The sequence below is a fragment of the Pseudomonas sp. GL-R-19 genome, from assembly GCF_019956375.1.
Taxonomy (GTDB): Bacteria; Pseudomonadota; Gammaproteobacteria; order Pseudomonadales; family Pseudomonadaceae; genus Aquipseudomonas.
The window spans coordinates 58539-79554 of sequence record NZ_JAHBDJ010000023.1 but is presented as its reverse complement, the minus strand read 5'-3'; the positions used below and the strand labels follow the sequence as shown (position 1 = coordinate 79554).

General features: G+C 53.3%; 16 protein-coding genes and 2 pseudogenes. 9 read left to right on the top strand and 9 right to left on the bottom strand.

Translation table 11 applies throughout. The annotated features are described in order from the left end of the window. Positions 1–61 precede the first annotated feature (61 nt). The 3 genes from kdpB to kdpF are packed head-to-tail and all read right to left on the bottom strand — an operon-like array spanning position 62 to position 3922. Complete coding sequence (gene kdpB / locus KGA83_RS14320; protein ID WP_223529953.1) at positions 62–2119, bottom strand: potassium-transporting ATPase subunit KdpB; 2058 nt, start codon at positions 2117–2119, stop codon at positions 62–64. 10 nt (positions 2120–2129) lie between these two features. Then, complete coding sequence (gene kdpA / locus KGA83_RS14315) at positions 2130–3824, bottom strand: potassium-transporting ATPase subunit KdpA (protein ID WP_108215446.1); 1695 nt, start codon at positions 3822–3824, stop codon at positions 2130–2132. Positions 3825–3832: 8 nt separating this feature from the next. Continuing rightward, positions 3833–3922 carry a K(+)-transporting ATPase subunit F gene (kdpF, locus tag KGA83_RS14310; RefSeq protein ID WP_007899818.1) on the bottom strand — a complete coding sequence of 30 codons (90 nt, stop codon included), beginning with the start codon at positions 3920–3922 and terminating at the stop codon, positions 3833–3835. Positions 3923–4267: 345 nt separating this feature from the next. Between kdpF and rfbB the strand changes: the two genes are divergently transcribed. The 6 genes and pseudogenes from rfbB to KGA83_RS14280 all read left to right on the top strand — a co-directional run bounded on the left by rfbB (position 4268) and on the right by KGA83_RS14280 (position 9795). After that, positions 4268–5350, top strand: coding sequence for a dTDP-glucose 4,6-dehydratase (gene rfbB, locus KGA83_RS14305; RefSeq protein ID WP_108215445.1), 1083 nt, complete (start codon positions 4268–4270; stop codon positions 5348–5350). Then, positions 5347–6222 (top strand): glucose-1-phosphate thymidylyltransferase RfbA, encoded by an 876-nt coding sequence (gene rfbA, locus KGA83_RS14300; RefSeq protein ID WP_108215444.1) that lies wholly within the window; start codon positions 5347–5349, stop codon positions 6220–6222. The genes rfbB and rfbA overlap by 4 nt, the downstream gene beginning before the upstream one ends. Before the next feature lie 46 nt (positions 6223–6268). After that, positions 6269–7138 carry a dTDP-4-dehydrorhamnose reductase gene (rfbD, locus tag KGA83_RS14295; protein ID WP_223529952.1) on the top strand — a complete coding sequence of 290 codons (870 nt, stop codon included), beginning with the start codon at positions 6269–6271 and terminating at the stop codon, positions 7136–7138. Between the two features lie 259 nt (positions 7139–7397). Then, positions 7398–8762, top strand: coding sequence for an ethanolamine permease (gene eat / locus KGA83_RS14290; protein ID WP_108215442.1), 1365 nt, complete (start codon positions 7398–7400; stop codon positions 8760–8762). A 140-nt stretch (positions 8763–8902) separates the two neighbouring features. Continuing rightward, positions 8903–9070, top strand: coding sequence for a DUF2897 family protein (locus KGA83_RS14285; RefSeq protein ID WP_007985427.1), 168 nt, complete (start codon positions 8903–8905; stop codon positions 9068–9070). Between the two features lie 167 nt (positions 9071–9237). Continuing rightward, a pseudogene (locus KGA83_RS14280) lies at positions 9238–9795 on the top strand (TetR/AcrR family transcriptional regulator). Here the strand turns inward: KGA83_RS14280 and fabF are convergent. The 3 genes and pseudogenes from fabF to KGA83_RS14265 form a co-directional block, all read right to left on the bottom strand. Continuing rightward, positions 9792–11066, bottom strand: coding sequence for a beta-ketoacyl-ACP synthase II (fabF, locus tag KGA83_RS14275; RefSeq protein WP_223529950.1), 1275 nt, complete (start codon positions 11064–11066; stop codon positions 9792–9794). The pseudogene KGA83_RS14280 and the gene fabF sit on opposite strands and share 4 nt — an antisense overlap. A 77-nt stretch (positions 11067–11143) precedes the next feature. After that, a pseudogene (locus KGA83_RS14270) lies at positions 11144–11735 on the bottom strand (SDR family NAD(P)-dependent oxidoreductase). 208 nt (positions 11736–11943) lie between these two features. Further along, positions 11944–12267 carry a ComEA family DNA-binding protein gene (locus KGA83_RS14265; protein WP_411741907.1) on the bottom strand — a complete coding sequence of 108 codons (324 nt, stop codon included), beginning with the start codon at positions 12265–12267 and terminating at the stop codon, positions 11944–11946. Positions 12268–12840: 573 nt separating this feature from the next. On the opposite strand from KGA83_RS14265, the gene KGA83_RS14260 reads away from it, so the two are divergent. From KGA83_RS14260 to KGA83_RS14250, 3 genes are read left to right on the top strand one after another with little or no spacing between them, the layout of a single operon-like run. Then, positions 12841–14190 (top strand): lipopolysaccharide biosynthesis protein, encoded by a 1350-nt coding sequence (locus KGA83_RS14260; protein WP_108215439.1) that lies wholly within the window; start codon positions 12841–12843, stop codon positions 14188–14190. A gap of 10 nt (positions 14191–14200) precedes the next feature. Beyond that, positions 14201–15112: a glycosyltransferase gene (locus tag KGA83_RS14255; RefSeq protein ID WP_108215438.1), complete on the top strand. Its 912-nt coding sequence runs from the start codon at positions 14201–14203 to the stop codon at positions 15110–15112. Next, positions 15109–16641, top strand: coding sequence for a hypothetical protein (locus KGA83_RS14250; RefSeq protein ID WP_223529948.1), 1533 nt, complete (start codon positions 15109–15111; stop codon positions 16639–16641). Before KGA83_RS14255 ends, KGA83_RS14250 begins: the two co-directional genes overlap by 4 nt. On the opposite strand, the gene KGA83_RS14245 is transcribed toward KGA83_RS14250, so the two are convergent. The 3 genes from KGA83_RS14245 to KGA83_RS14235 form a co-directional block, all read right to left on the bottom strand. Beyond that, complete coding sequence (locus tag KGA83_RS14245) at positions 16638–17756, bottom strand: glycosyltransferase (protein WP_108215436.1); 1119 nt, start codon at positions 17754–17756, stop codon at positions 16638–16640. The two genes, KGA83_RS14250 and KGA83_RS14245, sit on opposite strands and share 4 nt — an antisense overlap. Continuing rightward, entirely contained in the window at positions 17753–18730 is a 978-nt protein-coding gene (locus KGA83_RS14240) for an NAD-dependent epimerase/dehydratase family protein (protein WP_158273922.1), read from the bottom strand. Before KGA83_RS14240 ends, KGA83_RS14245 begins: the two co-directional genes overlap by 4 nt. 167 nt (positions 18731–18897) lie before the next feature. Continuing rightward, positions 18898–20892, bottom strand: coding sequence for a polysaccharide biosynthesis protein (locus KGA83_RS14235; RefSeq protein ID WP_223529946.1), 1995 nt, complete (start codon positions 20890–20892; stop codon positions 18898–18900). Positions 20893–21016 lie beyond the last annotated feature (124 nt).

The window sequence follows — 21016 nt, the reverse complement described above, 5'->3', positions numbered from 1 at the left end:
TGAAAATCCTCGAATTGTAGGAGCGAGCTTGCTCCTACAGTGGGTGGGTGTGTGAGTGTGCTTAAACCAGATGCAACGCCGTCAACAGCATGTCGATGGCCTTGATGCCCAAGAACGGCACCAGAATCCCGCCCAGGCCGTAGATCAGCAGATTGCGCCGCAGCAACGCCGCAGCACTCGCCGCGTGAACCCGCACGCCGCGTAGCGCCAGAGGAATCAGCACCACAATGATCAGGGCGTTGAACACGATCGCCGAGAGAATCGCGCTCTGCGGACTGCTCAGGTGCATCACGTTGAGCACGCCCAGTTGCGGGTAGATCGCGGCGAACAGCGCCGGCAAGATCGCGAAGTACTTGGCCACGTCGTTGGCGATGGAAAAGGTCGTCAGCGCACCGCGGGTGACCAGCAATTCCTTGCCGATCTGCACCACGTCCAGCAGCTTGGTCGGGTCGCTGTCGAGGTCGACCATGTTGGCCGCTTCTCGGGCTGCCTGCGTGCCGTCGTTCATCGCCATGCCGACATCTGCCTGGGCCAGTGCCGGGGCGTCGTTGGCGCCGTCGCCGCACATGGCGACCAGGCGACCGTCGTTTTGTTCGTGACGAATGCGCGCCAGTTTTTTCTCCGGCGTGGCTTCGGCCAGCACATCGTCCACCCCTGCTTCAGCGGCGATGGCAGCGGCGGTCAACGGGTTGTCACCGGTGACCATGACGGTGCGGATCCCCAACTTGCGCAGCTCGGCGAAACGCTCGCGGATGCCGGGCTTGACCACGTCCTTGAGGTGGATCGCGCCGAGCAACTTGCCGTTGGCACACACCAGCAATGGGGTGCCGCCGCTTTGAGCGATCTTGTCGACTTCACGGGACAACGGTGCAGCCAGATCAGCCCGCTTGAGGCCGACAAAGGCCAACAACGAATCCACCGCGCCTTTGCGGTACACACGGCCCTGATAGTCGACACCGGACAGGCGGGTTTCGGCACTGAATGGCACGGCGGTCAGCACGTCAGCGGCCGGCTCCGGTTGCGGATGAGTTCCACGCAGGTACTCGACGATCGACTTGCCTTCGGCGGTGTCGTCGGCCAGCGAAGCCAGCAATGCGCCTTCGGCCAGTTCCCTGGCTGTCACACCTGGCGCGGCATACACCGCCGAGCAACGACGGTTACCGAAGGTGATGGTGCCGGTCTTGTCCAGCAGCAGGACGTGCACATCCCCCGCCGCTTCCACCGCGCGACCGGACTTGGCGATCACGTTCAGACGTACCAGGCGATCCATCCCGGCGATACCGATGGCCGACAGCAAACCGCCGATGGTGGTCGGAATCAACGTGACCAACAGCGCCATCAGGAACACCAGCGGCAGGCTGCCATTGGCGAAGTGGGCGAACGGTTGCAGGGTCACGACTACCAGCAGGAAGATCAGGGTCAGGCCGATCAGCAGGATGTCGAGCGCCACTTCGTTCGGGGTTTTCTGCCGTTTGGCGCCTTCTACCAGGGCAATCATGCGGTCCAGGGTCGACTCACCGGGGTTGGCGGTGATCTTCACCAACAGCCAGTCAGACACCAGTCGCGTGTTGCCGGTGACGGCCGAGCGATCGCCACCGGACTCACGAATCACCGGCGCCGATTCGCCGGTAATCGCCGCTTCGTTGACCGCCGCGATGCCTTCGATCACCTCGCCGTCACCGGGGATCATCTCCCCTGCTTCGACGCGCACCACATCGCCTTTGCGCAAGCCGGCGGCGGGCACCACCTGAAAGCTGCCGTTGCCGGTCTTGCGCCGGGCGCTGAGGCCTTCGCTACCGGCCTTGAGGCTGTCTGCGCGGGCCTTGCCGCGGCCTTCGGCCAGGGCTTCGGCGAAGTTGGCGAACAGCACGGTGAACCACAGCCACACAGCGATTTGCGCAGCGACGAAGGTCGGCACGGCCGTGTCGGGCACGAAGCACAGGACGGTCGTCAGGATCGCGGTCAGTTCGACCACCAGCATCACCGGCGCACGTTGCAATTGCCGTGGGTCGAGCTTGACGAAGGCTTGCACCAGCGCCGGGCGCCATAGGGCCGAGATTGCGGTTTTCGGTTGCTCCGCTGCCTTGACGGCAGCAGGCTTGATTGCAGGCATATTCATGATGGTTTCCTTAGAATCCCATGCTCAGATGTTCAGCGATTGGTCCCAATGCCAAAGTCGGCAGGAAGGTCAAACCACCCACCAGCAAAATGGTCACGGTCAGCAGGGTCACGAACAGTGGACCGTGGGTCGGGAAGCTGTTTTGTCCGATCGGCGCGGTTTTCTTCATCGCCAGGCTGCCGGCCAGGGCCAGCACCGGGAGGATGTAGCCGAAGCGACCGATCAACATGCCCAGGCCCAGCATCAGGTTGTGGAACGGGGTGTTGGCGCCGAAGCCAGCGAGGGCGGAACCGTTGTTGGCACTGGCCGAGGTATAGGCATAGAGCAACTGACTGAATCCGTGAGGCCCTGGGTTGCTCACGGCGGCCACCGGGCCCGGCAGACTGGCGGCGATCGCGCCGAGCACCAGTACACCGATCGGCATGACCATCAGGGTCACCACCAGCAATTGCACTTCCCTGGCCTGCAGTTTCTTGCCGAGGTATTCCGGGGTGCGGCCGATCATCAGGCCGGCGAGGAACACCGCGATCAGCACGTTGAGCAACATGCCGTAGAGCCCGGCGCCAACGCCGCCGAAGATCACTTCGCCGACCATCATGTTGACCAGCGCCACCATGCCGCTCAGCGGGTTGAGGCTGTCGTGCATGCCGTTCACAGAACCGTTGGACGCGGCCGTGGTGGTTACCGACCACAACACCGTGGCAGTGGTGCCCAAACGTGCTTCCTTGCCTTCCAGCGGCGCGGTCTGTTCGACAGCGACGTTGTTCAACGCCGGGTTCGGCTGGTATTCAGCCCACAGCGAGGTCGCACCGCCGATCAGGAACAGCGCCAGCATGCAGGCGATGATCGCGCGGCTCTGGCGCAGGTCCTTCACGTAATGGCCAAAGGTGAAGACCAGCGCGACAGGGATCAGAATGATCGAGGCCATCTCGAACAGGTTGCTCCACGCGGTCGGATTCTCGAACGGATGCGCCGAGTTCACACCGAAGAAACCGCCACCGTTGGTGCCCAATTGCTTGATCGCAATCTGACTGGCCGCCGGGCCAAGGGGAATGACCTGGTCGCCGCCTTGCACTGTCACCGCATTCACATACTGCGCGAAGGTTTGCGGCACGCCCTGCCAGACCAGATACAGCGCCAGCAGCAGGCACAGCGGCAGCAGGCCATAGAGGGTGGCGCGGGTCATATCGACCCAGAAATTGCCAAGCGATGCAGTGGATTTGCGACCGATGCCGCGGCACAGCGCAACCAGGACGGCCAGACCGGTGGCGGCGCTGACGAAGTTCTGCACGGTGAGGCCGACCATCTGGCTCAAGTAGCTCAGGGACGCTTCGCCGCTGTAGGCCTGCCAGTTGGTGTTGGTCATGAAGCTGACGGCGGTGTTGAACGCCAGCGTCCACTCCTGGCCCGGCAGATTTTGCGGGTTCAGCGGCAAGTGGCCCTGGAGCAACAGGATCGCGAACAGCAACAGGAAACCCGCGAAGTTGAAGGCAATCAAGGCCAGGGCGTATTTCTGCCAGCTCTGTTCGGCTTGCGGATCGACGCCGGCCAAACGATAACAACCGCGTTCGACCGGACCGAGAATTGGCGTCAGCCAGGTGCGCTGCCCCTCCATCACCTTGTAGTAGAAGCGCCCGAGAAATGGCGCCGGGACCAATACCAGGGCGAAAAACCCGAGGATCAGCCAATAGTCATAACTGTGCATAGCCGCTCCTAGTTCCGGTCCGCGCGCAGCAGCGCAACCAACAGATAAATGAACAGCCCCACTGCCAGCAGCAGCGACACCCCGTCCAGAACGCTCATGGAAGTTCTCCGTGTTACGGCGTATTGCCGCGTGTGGAGTCATTGTCGGAAAGGAGGCTGTAAAGGAACGAGATCGAAGGTGCGGGAGAGGCATAAAGAAAGCGTAAATAGTGGATTAGCGCGGGGGGTTACAGGGTGCGGGAAGGTGCTCCGGTACGGAGAAAACCGGACGTGTTGTAATTAGTGCTCCAAATTGCGCGCGAGAGTAGTGAGTGATGGCTGCAAGTCATGGATAATCCAGCCTGATTGGCGCGACGCAACCCTATGGGGTCAAGAACTCTTGCACCTCCCCGCTCGCGCCTGCAAGCTACCGCCATTCGCATTACTGAAAAAGGCTGGCCCAACGTGCGTATCCTTATTACCGGCGGAGCCGGTTTCATAGGCTCGGCCCTTGTCCGCGAGCTGATTCGACACACTGAGCATGAAGTGCTCAACCTGGACAAACTGACCTATGCTGGCAATCTCGAATCGCTGACCAGCATTGCCAACGACACTCGCTACGAGTTCGTTCAGGCCGATATCGTTGATCAGGCGACCGTCAGTGCAGTGCTGGCGCGTTTCCAGCCTCACGCGATCATGCACCTGGCAGCAGAGTCCCACGTCGATCGTTCCATCGACGGGCCATCGGAATTCATCCAGACCAATATCGTCGGCACCTACAGCCTGCTCGAAGCCGCCCGCGCCTATTGGCAAGCCCTGCCAGAGCCAGAGAAAAGCGCCTTTCGCTTTCATCACATTTCCACTGACGAGGTTTACGGCGACCTGCACGGTGTCGACGATCTGTTTACGGAAACGACGCCCTACGCGCCGAGCTCGCCCTACTCCGCCAGCAAGGCAGCGTCCGACCACCTGGTCCGCGCCTGGCAGCGAACCTATGGCTTGCCGGTGTTGCTGACCAATTGCTCGAACAATTACGGGCCGTTCCACTTCCCCGAGAAACTGATTCCGCTGGTCATTCTCAATGCCTTGGCGGGCAAGCCGCTGCCGGTGTATGGCAATGGCCTGCAAGTGCGCGACTGGCTGTTCGTCGAAGATCACGCCCGGGCACTGCTCAAAGTGGTGACCACCGGTACCGTCGGCGAGACCTACAACATAGGCGGGCACAATGAGCAAAAGAACATCGACGTGGTGCGGGGCATCTGCGCCCTGCTTGAAGAACTGGCACCGCACAAGCCCGATGGCGTCGCGCACTACGCCGACCTGATCACGTTCGTCCAGGATCGTCCTGGTCATGACTTACGTTATGCCATCGATGCCAGCAAGATTGAACGCGAGCTGGGCTGGACGCCCGAAGAGACCTTCGAAACCGGCCTGCGCAAAACCGTTCAGTGGTACCTGGACAATTTGCAATGGTGTCGACGTGTTCAAGACGGCAGCTATCAGGGTGAACGCCTTGGCGCCATCAATCCCAAGGAGCTGCTCGCATGATGAAAGGTATCGTTTTGGCGGGTGGCTCGGGCACGCGCCTGCACCCGATCACGCTCGGCGTATCGAAACAGCTGTTGCCGGTCTACGACAAGCCAATGATCTACTATCCGGTGTCGGTGCTGATGCTGGCCGGCATCAAGGATATTCTGCTGATCTCCACCCCGCAGGATCTGCCGCAGTATCGCAATCTGCTGGGGGATGGCAGTCAGTTCGGGGTGAACTTCAGCTTTGCCGAGCAACCATCACCGGATGGTCTGGCCCAGGCTTTTCTGATTGGCGAAGAGTTCATTGGCGATGACCCTGTGTGTCTGATCCTGGGTGACAACATCTTCCATGGTCAGCACTTTGGCGAGCAATTGCAGAACGCGGCAAAACGCTCCTCCGGCGCCACCGTATTCGGTTACTGGGTCAAAGACCCCGAGCGCTTCGGTGTCATCGATTTCGATAGCGACGGCCGTGCGCTTTCGATCGAAGAAAAACCGAAAAAACCGAAATCCAGTTATGCCGTGACCGGCCTGTATTTCTACGACAACGATGTGATCGAGATCGCCAAGTCGGTGAAACCTTCGCCTCGCGGCGAGCTGGAAATCACCGACGTCAACAACGTCTATCTGCAACGTGGCGATCTGCAGGTCGAGCGTTTTGGTCGAGGTTTCGCCTGGCTCGACACCGGCACCCACGATAGCCTGCTCGAAGCCTCTCAATACGTACAAACCATCGAACACCGCCAAGGCCTGAAAGTCGCCTGTCTCGAAGAGATAGCCTATGAAAACGACTGGATCACCCGCGAACAGTTGCTGGAGCGCGCCCGATACTTCGGCAAAACCGGATATGGCCAGTACCTGGCCAAACTGGCAGGGGAAGAGCAATGAACCTGTGCGAGCCCGATTTGCCCGGTAACGAGACGGGACTGCGCCCGTGAAAATACTCATCAATGGCCGGCACGGTCAGGTTTCACATGAATTGCAACGGCGCCTGGGGGCTATTGGCGAACTGATCGTATTGGGTCGCGATCAGCTCGATCTCGCGCAACCCGATCAGATTCGCCGCCAGGTGCAAAATCTCCGGCCCGACCTGATCATCAACGCTGCGGCCCATACAGCGGTCGATCTGGCAGAAAGTGAACCGCTATCAGCCTTTGCCATTAACGCGACCGCTCCCGGCATCCTCGCCGAAGAAGCGCTGGCTCTCGACATCCCGCTGATACATTACTCCACGGACTATGTATTCGACGGGACGAAAGCCGGACCTTACAACGAGGACGACACGCCCAATCCGCTCGGGGTGTACGGCAAGAGCAAACTGGCCGGAGAGCAGGCCATCAGGGACGTGCAAGGTAAACACCTGATCCTGCGTACCAGTTGGGTCTATTCAACTCATGGCCGTAACTTCCTGCTGACAATGCAACGTTTGCTGCAAGAAAAACCGGAGTTACGTGTCGTCGCCGATCAAATCGGAGCACCTACATGGGCCGGCACAATCGCCAACAGCACCCTTTCCCTGATTGAACACTGGCAGGCGAACGACGTTGCCAACTGGGGTACCTATCACCTGACCGCTCAAGGTGAGACCTCCTGGTTTGGATTCGCCCAGGCAATCGGCGAAGCACTGCGACAACAGGGCAAGCCCTGCGCCGACCTGCTGCCGATCCCGTCCAGCGACTACCCGACACCCGCAGCCCGACCGCTCAACTCGCGCCTGGATTGCAGTCGCTTGCAGCGCGATTGGGGTGTCAGTCAACCTGACTGGCAAACGGCGTTGCGCGAGTGCCTCACTCTGCAAGCCTGAGCATCAACCGCTGCCCGCACCTGCATCGATATACGAAGTTTGCGCGTTGCAGCGGTGTCGGGTAGCGGGCATGCGGGCTTGCTCGCGAAAGCGGCATTTAAACCCGCAGCGCCCCTGACTGACGCACAAAATTCGCGCATCCTGCGGCGAACATCCCCGATACGACGCCTTTCATCCCTTTACGACGCACCATCGTGAAATGGCACGCCCACTGCACCGGCCTCCCCCGAGCTTTCCAAACCACTCAGGGAGCAAACGCATGAACACACAACTCAAACCCACACTGGGCACCTTGCATCTGTGGGGCATTGCGGTCGGGCTGGTGATTTCCGGAGAATATTTCGGCTGGAGCTATGGCTGGGGCGTGGCCGGGACTTTAGGCTTTCTGCTGACCTCGTTCATGGTCGCCACCATGTACACCTGCTTCATCTTCAGTTTCACCGAACTGACCACCGCCATTCCTCACGCCGGCGGTCCCTTTGCCTACAGCCGTCGCGCCTTTGGCGAAAAAGGCGGGTTGATCGCCGGGCTGGCGACACTGATCGAATTCGTCTTCGCCCCGCCGGCGATTGCCCTGGCCATCGGTGCCTACCTCAACGTGCAGTTTCCAGCCCTGGACCCGAAACACGCAGCAGTCGGTGCCTACATCGTGTTCATGGGCCTCAACATCCTCGGGGTGAAACTGGCAGCGACCTTCGAACTGGTGGTCTGCGTGTTGGCGGTCGCCGAATTACTGGTTTTCATGGGCGTAGTCGCCCCGGCGTTCAGCTTCAGCAACTTCGCCCTCAATGGCTGGGCCGGTTCCGACGTGTTCGGTGCTCCGGCGATTTCCGGGATGTTCGCGGCGATTCCCTTTGCCATCTGGTTCTTCCTCGCCATCGAAGGCGCAGCCATGGCCGCCGAAGAAGCCAAGGACCCGAAACGCACGATTCCCAAGGCTTACATCAGCGGCATTTTGACCCTGGTGCTGCTGGCGATGGGGGTGATGTTCTTCGCCGGTGGCGTCGGCGACTGGCGCACCCTGTCGAACATCAACGATCCGCTGCCGCAGGCAATGAAAACCGTGGTCGGCGAAAGCTCGGGCTGGCTGCACATGCTGGTGTGGATCGGCCTGTTCGGCCTGGTAGCGAGTTTTCACGGGATCATCCTTGGCTACTCGCGGCAGTTCTTCGCCCTCGCCCGGGCCGGTTACCTGCCGGCATCCCTGGCCAGATTGTCGCGCTTTCAAACACCGCACCGGGCGATCATCGCTGGCGGTGTCATCGGCATTGCCGCCATCTACAGCGATGGCTTGATCAACCTCGGCGGCATGACGCTGACCGCCGCAATGATCACCATGGCCGTGTTCGGCGCCATCGTGATGTACATCATGAGCATGCTCAGCCTGTTCAAACTGCGTAAAACCGAGCCGAACCTGGAACGCACCTTCCGCGCCCCGTGCTACCCGCTGGTGCCATTCATTGCATTGATGCTGGCGGTGGTGTGTCTGGTGGCGATGGCCTGGTTCAACACGTTGATCGGTCTGATCTTTCTGGGCTTCATGGTGGCAGGTTTCGTGTACTTCACGCTCACCGCGCAATTGCGCGCCGACGCACCGGCGGATGCGATGTTGACCGGACATTGAAAGCGTTCGAGTGAACCTTGAACAACGGGCATAGAATGAGGTGATAGCGATGGAACTGCGATGAAACCCCATCACTCAAAATGGTATGCATGATCGGTTGGCGAACCCTCGTCGACCGCCTGCTTTTCAAGGAGAGCCCTATGCCCTGGTATGCCTGGCTGATTCTGGTCGTTGCCATCGGCTCGATCGTTGGTGGTCTGATGCTGCTGCGCGACACCGCCAACAAGGTCGAACTGACCGAAGAGCAACGTAAGCGCGTCGCCGAACGCAATGCGGAAATGGACGCCAAGGAAGCGCAGGACCGCTGACTGAAAACCCCGCCTGTAACGGCGGGGTTTGTTTTTGTGTGGAATCTCCTTAAATCATGCTGCTTTGTAGCCATATCGAAGCATCTGCATGCTTTTTAGAAGTAGAAGTACAGTCACCATGCAATTTTCATTGGTTAATATGGGCCGCATTGATGCGGAGATATCAGATGCGTTATTCGCAGGACCATAAAGCCCAGACTCACCAACGCATAATCAGGGAAGCTTCAGCGTGATTTCGACGCGACGGTATCGGCGCAACCGGGCTGCAACCCCTGATGAAGGCACTGGGTTTGACCCACGGTGGCTTTTACTCACACTTCAAGTCCAAAGACGAACTGGTGGAGAAAGCCTTGCAAGAGGCTGGCGTACAGGTCGACCAGTTGTGCGCGCAAATCTTCGCCGAGGAACACCCACTCGAAACCTTCATCGACACCTACCTGTCCGAATGGCATCAAACCTCGCCTCAGGAGGGCTGCCCGCTGCTGACCATTTCTTCGGAACTCGGGCTGCGTGGGCAACCGAGCCCAACCAGCGACGTCGTGCTCCAGGCGCGACTCGATCAGATCCAGCACACCCTCGACGGAGAGCGCACCGCCGACCGCAGCATCGTCATCATGTCGACGCTGGTCGGCGCCTTGCTGTTATCGCGCAGCGTCGCCGACGCCGAGTTTGCCCAACGGATCCTCGACATCGCACGCAATCACCTCAAACACTCACAGGATTAACCCTGCCAACGCTTGAACAGCACACTGGCATTGACCCCGCCAAATCCGAAGCCGTTGGACAGCGCGTATTCGATGGCCATCGGCCGCGCGTTACCATGAACGATGTCGACACCTTCAGTGGCAGGGTCCGGGTTCTCGAAATTGAGAGTCGCCGGCACGATCTGGTCACGAATCGCCAGCAGCGTAAAGATCGCTTCGAGCCCACCCGCGGCACCGAGCAAATGCCCGGTCGCCGACTTGGTCGATGTCACGGCGATGCCGTTTTGCGCACCGAACAACGCCTTGATTGCCGCCAGCTCACCCAGATCACCCACCGGAGTCGAGGTTGCATGAGCATTCAGATGCTGAACCTGAGCCGGTGAAACACCGGCCTGTGCCAATGCCAACGACATCGCTCGCCGCGCACCACTGCCATCCTCGGGGCCCGCGGTCAGGTGATAGGCATCTGCACTGGTGCCGTAGCCGACGAGTTCCGCCAGCGGCTGAGCGCCGCGAGCCAGCGCGTGTTCCAGAGACTCGATGACCAGCAGCCCGGCCCCTTCTCCCATGACAAAGCCATCGCGACCACTGTCGAAAGGTCGCGAAGCGCGCTCAGGCGTTTCGTTGTAAGCGCTGGACAAGGCACGAGCAGCCGCAAACCCGGCAAGGCTGACCCGATCGATTGCTGCTTCCGCACCACCGCACACCGCGATATCCGCCTCACCCGCGCGAATCAGCCGCGCAGCGTCGCCGATAGCCTGAACCCCGGCGGCACATGCCGTGACCGGCGCGCCTAATGGCCCCTTGAATCCATGCTGGATCGACACATGACCTGCCGCGAGGTTGACCAGAAATGAAGGGATAGTGAATGGAGACAAACGTTTCGGACCACGACTATCGGTGGTGCGCACCGCGTCGGCAATCGCACCAAAACCACCTACGCCTGAACCGATGATGGTGGCTGTGCGCTCCTGGGCAATGACGTCCTGCGCTTGCCAGCCGGCCTGCTCCAGCGCCTGACGCGCGGCTTCCATGGCGAACAGGATGAAGCGATCCATTTTCTTCTGTTCTTTGGGTGGGGTTGCGAGGTCCGGATCGAACCCTGCTTCAGGATCATCGGCCAGCGTCTGCACCGTCCCCCCAACCTTGGCCGGCAGATCGGCAACCACCTCTTGCGCAAGATTACGCAGCCCGGAACGCCCGGCCAGCAGCCGCTCCCAGACCGCTTCGACACCGCACCCCAGCGGCGACACCAGGCCCATGCCCGTTACAACTACACGACGATAATTCATACCGCAATACCTCAGTCAATTAGGGGCGTTTCATTTGTAACTCGCAGCGGCTTTACTTTTGGAACGATTGGGGGCCATCACATGCCGTGCCACAACAAAGGCATCTCAGTCGGCGGCATCAGGTAGTGAAGGAATGGTGACCAACTCGCCCTGATCCAGACCCGACAGTGCCACTTCGACCATCTCGCGCTTCCATGACTATCTTGGTCGGAATCGGCGAAGCATCTATACCGGAGCGCTCCCGGATTTCGGTGTGCGTCACCCCAGGCCCGCCTTGGCAAGGCCGCCGCCGCGGCCGATGCCAATTGCGTCACCGTTGTAACATTCAACTGAATCATTCGCTCCAGTTGATCGGTATCGGCATTGGCCAACAAGCCATCCGCGGCCACGCCGGCTTTGTTCAGCAAAAGGCTGATGCTCGAATCGCTGCGCAGACGCTGTTCAAGTTTCAGCACCTCGTCCTTCTGCGTCAGATCTGCCTGGAGTACCTTCCACCTGAGCCCCAGGAGCATTGCGCAACGCGCTTGCCACGGCTTCAAGCCGCTCTTGGTCACGAGCAATCAGCAACAACTCAAAACCTCGCGCTGCTAACCGTTGCGCGTAAATCGCACCGATACCGGAAGAAGCACCAGTGATGACGGCGGTGCCTTGGGACTGAATGGACGTCATGACTTGGCTCCTGGAAGATGCCAGAGGGATAGATAAGCGCCTGAATCTCAGCCTCGCCGGACGGCCCGCATATTTATTATACACATAATTTAATATAGTATATTACAGTCGTAATTTTTAAATTGCAGACAGAAGTCAAAGCTCGCTGCAGTCACCAAAAATTAAAAAAGGCCGGTCAATGACCGGCCTCCAAGACTCATTTACAAGCTTAGTTCAACCGGGACTTCTCGCGATTCTTATCTGGAAGGGACTTGTCGATACCCTTCACTTCGAACAACTCGTCGGACACAAACAGACCAATACTTTCGCGATACGCAACAATCGCCAGAGCCTTGGTCTCCCCTACACCGGTTAACTCACACCGCAAAGCCGGCGCATCGGCCCTGCCAAGATCCACTGTGCCGGATTGCGGATTCGCTGCAGGCTCTGCCTTAGCGGTAAAAGAGGCGCTGGCAAGCAAGGCAAAACCTGGGAGTAGAAATAGCCCGCACGCATAAATGGCACTCCATGACATCGGTTGAAGAAGCAGCATTTCTGAATGCCGCTCCTCAAATCAGGCGCCGTGGGAGAATGTCAAGAATGCGTCTGTTGCGAAAAATGAAACAATCAAAGGTCGAGATGAAGGAACTTGACCAAATAACATTTTGTCAATGTAAACACCGGAGCTGGCAGTACGATTCCAGCAGCTGCGTGATGAGCGAAGAGTCTCTCAACAAAATTTATTTAAATCGCCAATCACTTCGAATAAATTATCCAGCAATAGCGGAACATTAAATACAAACAGATAGTTTAACTATAAGAGTCGCGTGCAACTTCTTGAGAAGATGCATCATCAATAGGTCAATGGCACGATTGAAACCAGGTAGCGCTCCGTGAAAAGGCAGTGGATGGAACTGATTCCGCCCCCTTTAGCGTTGCTAAAATAGCTCATTGATTGCCGAGTCACCAACCGTTGCATCTTCCAGGCAAGCAAGTTTGGTCAGCCACGGCAGAAATCACAGCTTCCGCCGATCGGTTAGAACTGGAGGACCCTGGCTGTAGACAGGGCATTGAAAAAACGTGAAAATCGGCAGCTGCATTATGACCTGCTGCGAAATCTCAATAAATGACTGCGAAGAAAAATATCAGCGCTCTATCCTCTCCAGTGGCTGCGAGTGCTGCAGCCATCGTCGGTCGATTTCTCCTGCTTGGTACGGGGGCCCTGACCGGAATTCTACTGCCACTCACTATGAAGCAAGAGTCCGTGGGCTTGTTTTTTTTGTGCCAATCCATAATAGCAGCGCTTGCCACTTTGGGTCAGTTAGGTTTAAGCATTACAGCGCCAGCTATTATCTCCAGAGCCATCGGTGATAAAGACACTGCCAGGGTAAAGCAAACTTTACGGCGCACTTTAATCATTGGATGCTCAGCGGCAAGCCTGTTCGCGGTTACTTTTTTGATAACTCTAACGGTACTGGAAAACCTGTTGCACTCAGAGTTGACAGGCGCGCTGCAGAAATTAGCACCACTTATCTCAATCAGTATGATGTTAGCTGCCACGGTAACTTTACTATCCGAGCAACACCGGGTTTTAGGACACTTTGTTCAGGCGAGTTTCCTGGTGGTTGGTACTGCTGTCGCCAGCGCTGCTGCCGTCATTATTGCCTGGCAGTCAAAGATAACACTTTCATTGGACACCCTTCTCTTTTCGGGAGTTCTTGGTGTTTTATGTACCGCATTACTGGGTGGATATTCCCTGTGGCGCTGGCACAATACTCATGATGGGGAAACCAAAGAAACTGTAAGTTATTCCGAAATATTGTGGCAAACCATACCTAACCTTACCACCACAAGCGTGCTATTTATCATAGCTCAAGCAGACTTGTGGATCATTGTTTTCTTTGGCAGCACCGCTGACGTAGCAATCTATGGCCTGGCATCACGGCTTGCTATCTTGGTGATAATTCCCTTGGCAGTAGTCAATACAGTCATCGCACCATCAATTGGGCGTCTGTGGGTTCGACGAAAAAAACGTTACTTGCAAAAAGTGATGGGTATCGGTGCGGGTGTAGCAACGGGAATGGCAATTACGGGCTATCTATTATTCGCCATTTTAGGTCAACTCATTATTGCAATGGCTTGGCCAGAAGAGTATTCAGAAGCTTACTTTCTATTTATCATTCTCGGCTTCGCTCAAGTTATTCAGACCTTCGCTGGAACCGCCGGCATGGTCTTGGTCATGTTGCAAAAACAACATATTACCATGCGAATCTCTATTGTCAGCGGTGTACTGATGATCGCCGGAGGAAGTGCGGCATTCATATATTTCGGCATAATTGGATTAGCTATCGTTTATAGCTCGGGCAGTATTATTCAGTCAGCCCTGATGATTCATTATGTAAATCGAATATTCAACCTGAAAACAACTGCCAACTTTAAATCAACAATCAAATTCAGCCAATCCTATTTTCACTAAGAGAATCCACATGGACGATAAAATGACGACACTGCCGAAAGTCACTATTGTCATCCCCACGTACAATACTGCTCGATATTTGCTGGATGCAATTGATAGCGTCAAAAAACAAACCTATCAAAATATCGAACTGATTGTGGTTGATGATGGATCAACCGATGACACTCCGAATTTGCTGAAAAATCATCCTATGCAGTTTTCGCATTTCAGACAGGAAAATGCTGGACAAAGCGCTGCCATGAATTTCGGATGGAAACAAAGTTCCGGCGATTTGTTGGGTTATCTAAGTGCTGATGACAGATTACACCCTACTGCAATCGAGACGATGGTCTCTCGAATGGCGTTGTCACCTGAAGCAGTATTGGCATACCCGGACTTTTGCGTAATCGACGAAGACTCAAATTATGTTAGAACCATTACAGCCCCCGAATATTCTGAAAATCTGCTCATCGCCAATTTCCAATGTTTACCTGGCCCAGGCGCGCTATTCAAACGGACAACATGGGCGCTAGTAGGCGACTGGAATACTGGGTTAAGAAACATTCCGGACATGGACTTTTTTCTGCGTTTTTGTCAACACGGCCCATTCATCCGCGTCCCAGAGGCGCTAGCAGATTTTCGCATTCACTCTGGGTCAACTACCTATAACCCCTCCAGTGCGCAACGTTCAGATGAGCCAGTTACCGTTATTAGAGATTTTTACAATACAAATGGTTTACCCAAAAGGTTTCTTCGCTGGAAAAAAAGGGCTATGGCAAACGCCTATCTGCTATCAGGATTCATGCACGGTTTCTCCGGCCGTTACCTCATCAGTTTAAAGCAGATGTTTCGGGCCGCAACACTAAGTCCCTCATCAATATTTTCTCGCAAGATGATCAGCTACGTAATCGGTATTTGTAGATCCGGATCGGTAAAAAAATGAACAGTACCTCAGAAGGCTATTTTGATAATAAAGCGACAACAACATGGATTGTCGCCACGGCGACTTTACTTAGCATATGGGCAGGTTTCTATTACCCAGGCATGATCGCTTTATTCGCAACCTATTGCACGTTGAGCATTACTATAATATATGCCACGATTAAAAATCGACCGAAAAGCTACTTCATATTTTTTCTATTTTCTTTTTTGATTTTAGGTTGCTGGGCAAAAATCACTTTACACTTGCTCATTGGAAACAATTTCATTGAGCCTATAGGAAGCTTTGATGAATCGCCAGCTGCATGGAACAACGCCATTGTAGTGTTGATCACAGCATTTAGCGCGCTGCTTATCTGCTACTTCATTGTCGTGGCCGGCTTGCAAAAAAGAAAGGAACTAGAAACCAATATAAACACAAAGCTCTTATCAACACTCTTGGGCATGGCAATCATCTTCACAATTGCCTCTCTAATTTTTAACTATTACTATTCAATTATAAAAGTTGGATACGAACCAACTTTAAAGCTAAATAGTTATATTTACGTAGTCTTTTCCTTCATGGTCGCCTGGGGAAACTCTATTGCTCTTTTCACCTTGGCTTACTGGTTGGTAAAAAGCGGAAAATTAACTCCGAACATGCTTTTTTATATCGTCATTATTGAGGGTGCACTGACATCAATTTCGATGGGCAGTCGTGCACAAATGATCCTTCATGTTTCGGCCCCTTTTATTGCTTACCTGATACAAGGGAGAAAATTAGAGTGGAACATATCAAAAATTGGCTGGATAAAGATTTTTTCGACGACAGCTTTATTGTTTGCATTTTCGATAATTTCCGTATCAGTCGACCGCCTTTCTTCGTTTGCAAAGGCAGTACCTTATACAGAAAAAACCATCGTGAAAGGAAATCTGGAAGAATCCGGGACATCGTTGAAATTATCCGAAAAAGCTTTAATACACGACGTCACCCCAGAACCATACGTCGCCTCGCATCAACTGTCACTCGAACTGAAGTTCAAACGAATCGCAAACGAATTGAGCAAGCTAATCGTAGACCGATGGATTGGCGCTGAAGGAGTTTTAGCAGTAACGAGCAACCATCACCTGAATTTAGATCTTTTTATGAGAGGCTTAAAAGAAGATCCAGCACAAGGCACACAAGCAATATATCAGCGAATATCTAATGCACAGTATGAAAGATTAGAAAATTTCACATTCATGACAATCCCTGGTCCTATAGCAGTACTGTATTACAGCGGCAATCATCTCGTGCTTTTTGCTGGCATGGCACTATTATTCTTCTTGGGTTATAGCATCGAGCTTGCCGCTACACGGTTACTGAATAATGTTATGACAAGTGCTACTGTTGGCGTTGGAATGGCATACTTGATAGTGCAAATTAATTTCCCCAGAGCATTTCTATTTTTCGCGATTGAGATAACCGCTTTTCTTATAGGGTTAATAGTGCTGAGAAGGATACTAAATAAACAAAAGCATCCCATCAACTCTTTACATCAACAAGCACTCTAATTGTCCTGACTAAAACCTTCAAAATAGTCGACCATATTAGTTACAATTACATGCCAACTATAATGGTCGATTACAAACGACTTAAGTCGTTGCCCTTTAAGCGTCAAATCGTCGATCTCTGAAAACATGACCTGAAGCCCTCTACTGATACCAGCGGCTGTCGGCTCGACTACTCTTCCCCCGTTGATCGTCTGTACTTCGTCAAAGCCACATGTATTTGTCAGCAATACCGGCAAACCTGTGATTCCTGCTTCCAGAGCAACAAGTGACATGGCTTCCGATCTGGAGGGAATGACAAGCATCAATGCATGTTGATAAGCTTCATTCCGTTGGGCCTCATTGAGAAATCCAATAAAATGAACCTGATGAGCTATTTCATGACCAATCAAACAGGCCTCAAGCTCGGCTTGCATTCCGAAGTCTGGCCCGGCAAGCACTAATGGATAATGGTGGGCTGCCTTTGTAGAGAGATAGGCTTTAATAAGCAAATCAGGGCCTTTGACAGGGGCAAGCCTACCCATAAATAAAATATACGGCTCTTCGGGCAGATTCTGCAGTGTACGTATTGGGGTTAACGCGGGCTCCGCCACCCCATTCGGAAACACCGGGATACGATCCGGCAAAAAGCCCGTAAGTTCTGCAATTAGTACTCGCTCTAACTGAGTAATTGCAATAAATCCCGACGCCCTTTTTATAAGTGATTTACCAAGCAACAAATGAAACAGCTTCTTAACTGGACTAGGCTTTCCGATGGAAGCAAACTCACCCGCGGGGCAAAGTACATAAGGAGTCCGCGCGATCCAGGCGAAGAAGCCGGTAATAATGCTCAATAAATTCCAATAGCCCATGATATGGATAATGTCAGCAGACTTCACCGCTTTCCACAGACGCATAAAATTGACCAATGGGATTGGAAAGTGTTGACCAATTTTTCCAGTAATGTAGGTTTTAACACCTCGAGTATTAAATTCTGATTGCCAGGAATCACCGGACATCGCGATGACTTCACAACGACAGCCTTTATCCGCAAGGGTATTGGCTAAGTGTCTTGTGCGTTCCGCAGTCCCTCCCCCACGCTGTGCATCAAGAGAAATATTAATCAATAAAACATTCATACCGTAGCCCTCAAGTGACTCAAGTAACCTTTAAGGCGCTGGGTGAACAGTGCAGAGTCTGGCAATCCAAGTTGCAACAATCGATCTTCTTGGAAGCGACGCATTGGATCGGTATTACTAATCCCTCTGGCATTTAATACCAAACGCAGCACTCGCGAGGGGAGGTAAGGAATATGCAATACTGCAGTACGATTAAATATTTCCAGCAAGCAATCCTGAAGATAAGCGAAATTATTATTAGCGTCAGCGTCTTCAGTCACTACAATAATTTCCCCCTGAATTATTGGTGCCGCGGTTGTAACAAACAATAAAACCTCGACTACTTTTTCAACGCTGACCAAATGCATTCGCCGCGCACCGTACAATGAACGGCGCAATGCGAGTTTCCAGCCAGGCGCACTCGAAACTTCCCTTACGAATGAAACAACATTTAATCCTCCGACACCAAATACTGCGCCAAGGCGCAAAATCAAGGTTTCGAAATGCTCGGCATCGACAGCGCTCACAAACTTCTCAGCAGCGGCATGCTCACGCTCATAAGGCGTGATAGGCACGATCTGTGAAGCCGAAGTACAAATACTGTCCTGACTTGCTCCAAAAACGTCAATACTTGAAACATGGATATAGCGTTTAACACGTGCATTGCCACAAGCGCGCAAAATATTCTTGATCGCTGACAAGAACCATCCGGCGCCATCTGGCCGCAGCAAATTCAAAACGATGCTGCCGCTATTCAAAATTTTCTCTAACGACGCGCTATCTTCCAAGTCAAAATGTCGAACCTGTATAGGCGATTCTGTTAGCCAATATGGTTCCTTTCGATGGACCGCGAAAATAATTTCGAACTCTTTGCTGCAATCAACTAAAGAATTGAGTAAATGCTGTCCAACAAAGCCAGTCCCACCTATCACCACGATACGCTGCTCAATGGTAGCGTGGACTTCGCTTTCAGTATCACTTATCTCAAGATTCAAGATGACTCACTCCCTAAATGCACACACAATTCAGGCCCTAGCATTCGAACCAACGCCTTAAAAAATATAAAACAGCTTAAAAAAATATAATATATCAATTCCGCAGGCCTATTCTGCCCACCGCGAATCCTAGCTTATTTTCAGTTAACATCCATAATATAACCGGCTTAATGATCAAGACGTCGTTGCTCGTAAATCCAATCCACTATCTCTCCTTGAGGGGTGTATCCATGGACTGTTTCTCTCAATAATTGTCGAACGAGGGAGTAATCATCCTTACCAAGCGCCGCAAGCAAAAGCGTCAGTTTGACCTTGAGGACATCCCAGGCCAAATAATCCTCGTGAGCACTCATGATCATCGGGTGTTGAGTTGCAACTACATTGTCACCAATCAGCAGTTCTTCGTAGAGTTTTTCTCCAGGGCGTAACCCGGTAAACTCAATGGAGATATCACCGTGCGGATTTTTTTCTGAACGAACACTTAAACCTGACAGATGAATCATTCTCTCTGCCAGTTCAACAATTTTTACCGGTTCGCCCATATCCAGCACGAAAACATCACCTCCCATCCCCATAGAGCCCGCCTGAATAACCAGTTGCGCCGCCTCTGGAATGGTCATGAAGTAACGAGTGATTTTAGGGTGAGTAACTGTGAGCGGACCACCTGATTTTATTTGCTTGTGAAATAATGGTATCACCGAGCCGGAAGAACCTAAAACGTTTCCAAAACGAACCATCGTAAATCGGGTTCGATTGACTCCAGGTATGCTTGCAGTGTCACCAAATAGTACTGGTGCTGGTTCCTTGCTGAGAGCTTGAAGCGTCAGTTCGGCAAGACGCTTAGTGCTACCCATGATATTTGTAGGCCGAACAGCTTTATCCGTCGAAATCAATACAAAGTTAACCACATTTGCCTGGATTGCTGCTTGAGCCGCATTAAGTGTACCAATTACATTATTAAGTACACCCTCGGCAATATTATGTTCGACCATCGGAACGTGTTTATAAGCCGCAGCATGATAGACGGTCGCTACACGCCACGTTGACATCACATCTAAAATTTTAGCCTTATCACGAACCGATCCAAGGATCGGAAGAATTTTCGTAGACAACGACTCCCGAACAATTCGTTGCTCAAGCTCCGACAAAATACTGTAGAGATTAAACTCACTATGTTCGAGCAGTAAGAGGACCGTTGGTTGCAATGACAATATTTGCCGACACAACTCAGAACCTATAGACCCACCAGCCCCGGTGACAAGTACGACCTGTTGCTTGATGCAATGTTCGAGTAATTCATGTTGGGCAGAAACTACATCACGCCCCAATAGATCGGCGATATCTACTTCTTGAATATCATCGACCTTTACGCGCCCGCTTGCCAAATCCATGAAACCTGGGACAGTACGAACATGAAGGGGATATCCCTCCAGAAAACCAAGTATCTCTCGCCGACGCCCACGAGATGTGGAGGGTATCGCCAATAATATTTCCTGCACACCAGTAGCTTCAATCATTTCCTGGATATGCTTTGGTTTATAAACTTTCAGGCCGGAAATAACTCGGCTGGCAATACCTCTATCGTCATCGATAAAGGCAACCGGACGCATGACTCGCCCCATTCGCAAAGCTGCAACAAGCTGATTTCCGGCAGCTCCAGCACCGTAAATAGCTACCTTAGGTAATCCGTTATCCCGGTTAGTGAAAGGAACATGTTGAGCTGCGGAAAACCAATCACCGAGGAAATATTGACGCATAAACAATCGAAGGCCGCCGACCATGACCAAACTTAGCCACCAATAATTAAAAATTATTGACCGCGGCACAACATTCTGATGATTGCTATACCAATACATAACGACGCCGAGAATTAACGATGACAAACTTACCGCTTTGATGATCGCAATAAGGGCATCATTACCAAAATAGCGCGTGACCGCACGATACATTCCAAATTGAAAAAAAAGTGGAATGGCTACAAACGGCGCGCTCAAAAAAAGCCAGAGATGCTGAGTGAACGGGTTGACCATCTCATCGATGCCTAATCGGACAACAAATCCCATCCATAGGGCTAGCCACACCAACGCAACATCAGCAGTAACCTGGATCAGTCGTTTACTGCGGCGCGGAAGACCTAATAACAAAGCTCGGAATCTATCCATAACCTCTTCGAACTCTCCTCCACACCAATTTTTATGACGCTTAGAATGCGTTTATTCCCGTACGGCCATCATTTTACACCAGTAAGGGTCGAACATCCGGGTCAGGTCTGAATTTTTCTTTCTC

Excerpts from the sequence above, each read along its gene's own strand:
- KGA83_RS14255 (WP_108215438.1), top strand. The coding sequence starts at position 14,201 with ATGGACGATAAAATGACGACACTGCCGAAAGTCACTATTGTCATCCCC.
- kdpF (WP_007899818.1), bottom strand. The coding sequence starts at position 3,922 with ATGAGCGTTCTGGACGGGGTGTCGCTGCTGCTGGCAGTGGGGCTGTTC.
- rfbA (WP_108215444.1), top strand. The coding sequence starts at position 5,347 with ATGATGAAAGGTATCGTTTTGGCGGGTGGCTCGGGCACGCGCCTGCAC.
- KGA83_RS14260 (WP_108215439.1), top strand. The coding sequence starts at position 12,841 with ATGACTGCGAAGAAAAATATCAGCGCTCTATCCTCTCCAGTGGCTGCG.
- KGA83_RS14245 (WP_108215436.1), bottom strand. The coding sequence starts at position 17,756 with ATGAATGTTTTATTGATTAATATTTCTCTTGATGCACAGCGTGGGGGA.
- KGA83_RS14235 (WP_223529946.1), bottom strand. The coding sequence starts at position 20,892 with ATGGATAGATTCCGAGCTTTGTTATTAGGTCTTCCGCGCCGCAGTAAA.
- kdpA (WP_108215446.1), bottom strand. The coding sequence starts at position 3,824 with ATGCACAGTTATGACTATTGGCTGATCCTCGGGTTTTTCGCCCTGGTA.
- KGA83_RS14265 (WP_411741907.1), bottom strand. The coding sequence starts at position 12,267 with ATGCTGCTTCTTCAACCGATGTCATGGAGTGCCATTTATGCGTGCGGG.
- KGA83_RS14285 (WP_007985427.1), top strand. The coding sequence starts at position 8,903 with ATGCCCTGGTATGCCTGGCTGATTCTGGTCGTTGCCATCGGCTCGATC.
- kdpB (WP_223529953.1), bottom strand. The coding sequence starts at position 2,119 with ATGAATATGCCTGCAATCAAGCCTGCTGCCGTCAAGGCAGCGGAGCAA.
- eat (WP_108215442.1), top strand. The coding sequence starts at position 7,398 with ATGAACACACAACTCAAACCCACACTGGGCACCTTGCATCTGTGGGGC.
- KGA83_RS14250 (WP_223529948.1), top strand. The coding sequence starts at position 15,109 with ATGAACAGTACCTCAGAAGGCTATTTTGATAATAAAGCGACAACAACA.
- fabF (WP_223529950.1), bottom strand. The coding sequence starts at position 11,066 with ATGAATTATCGTCGTGTAGTTGTAACGGGCATGGGCCTGGTGTCGCCG.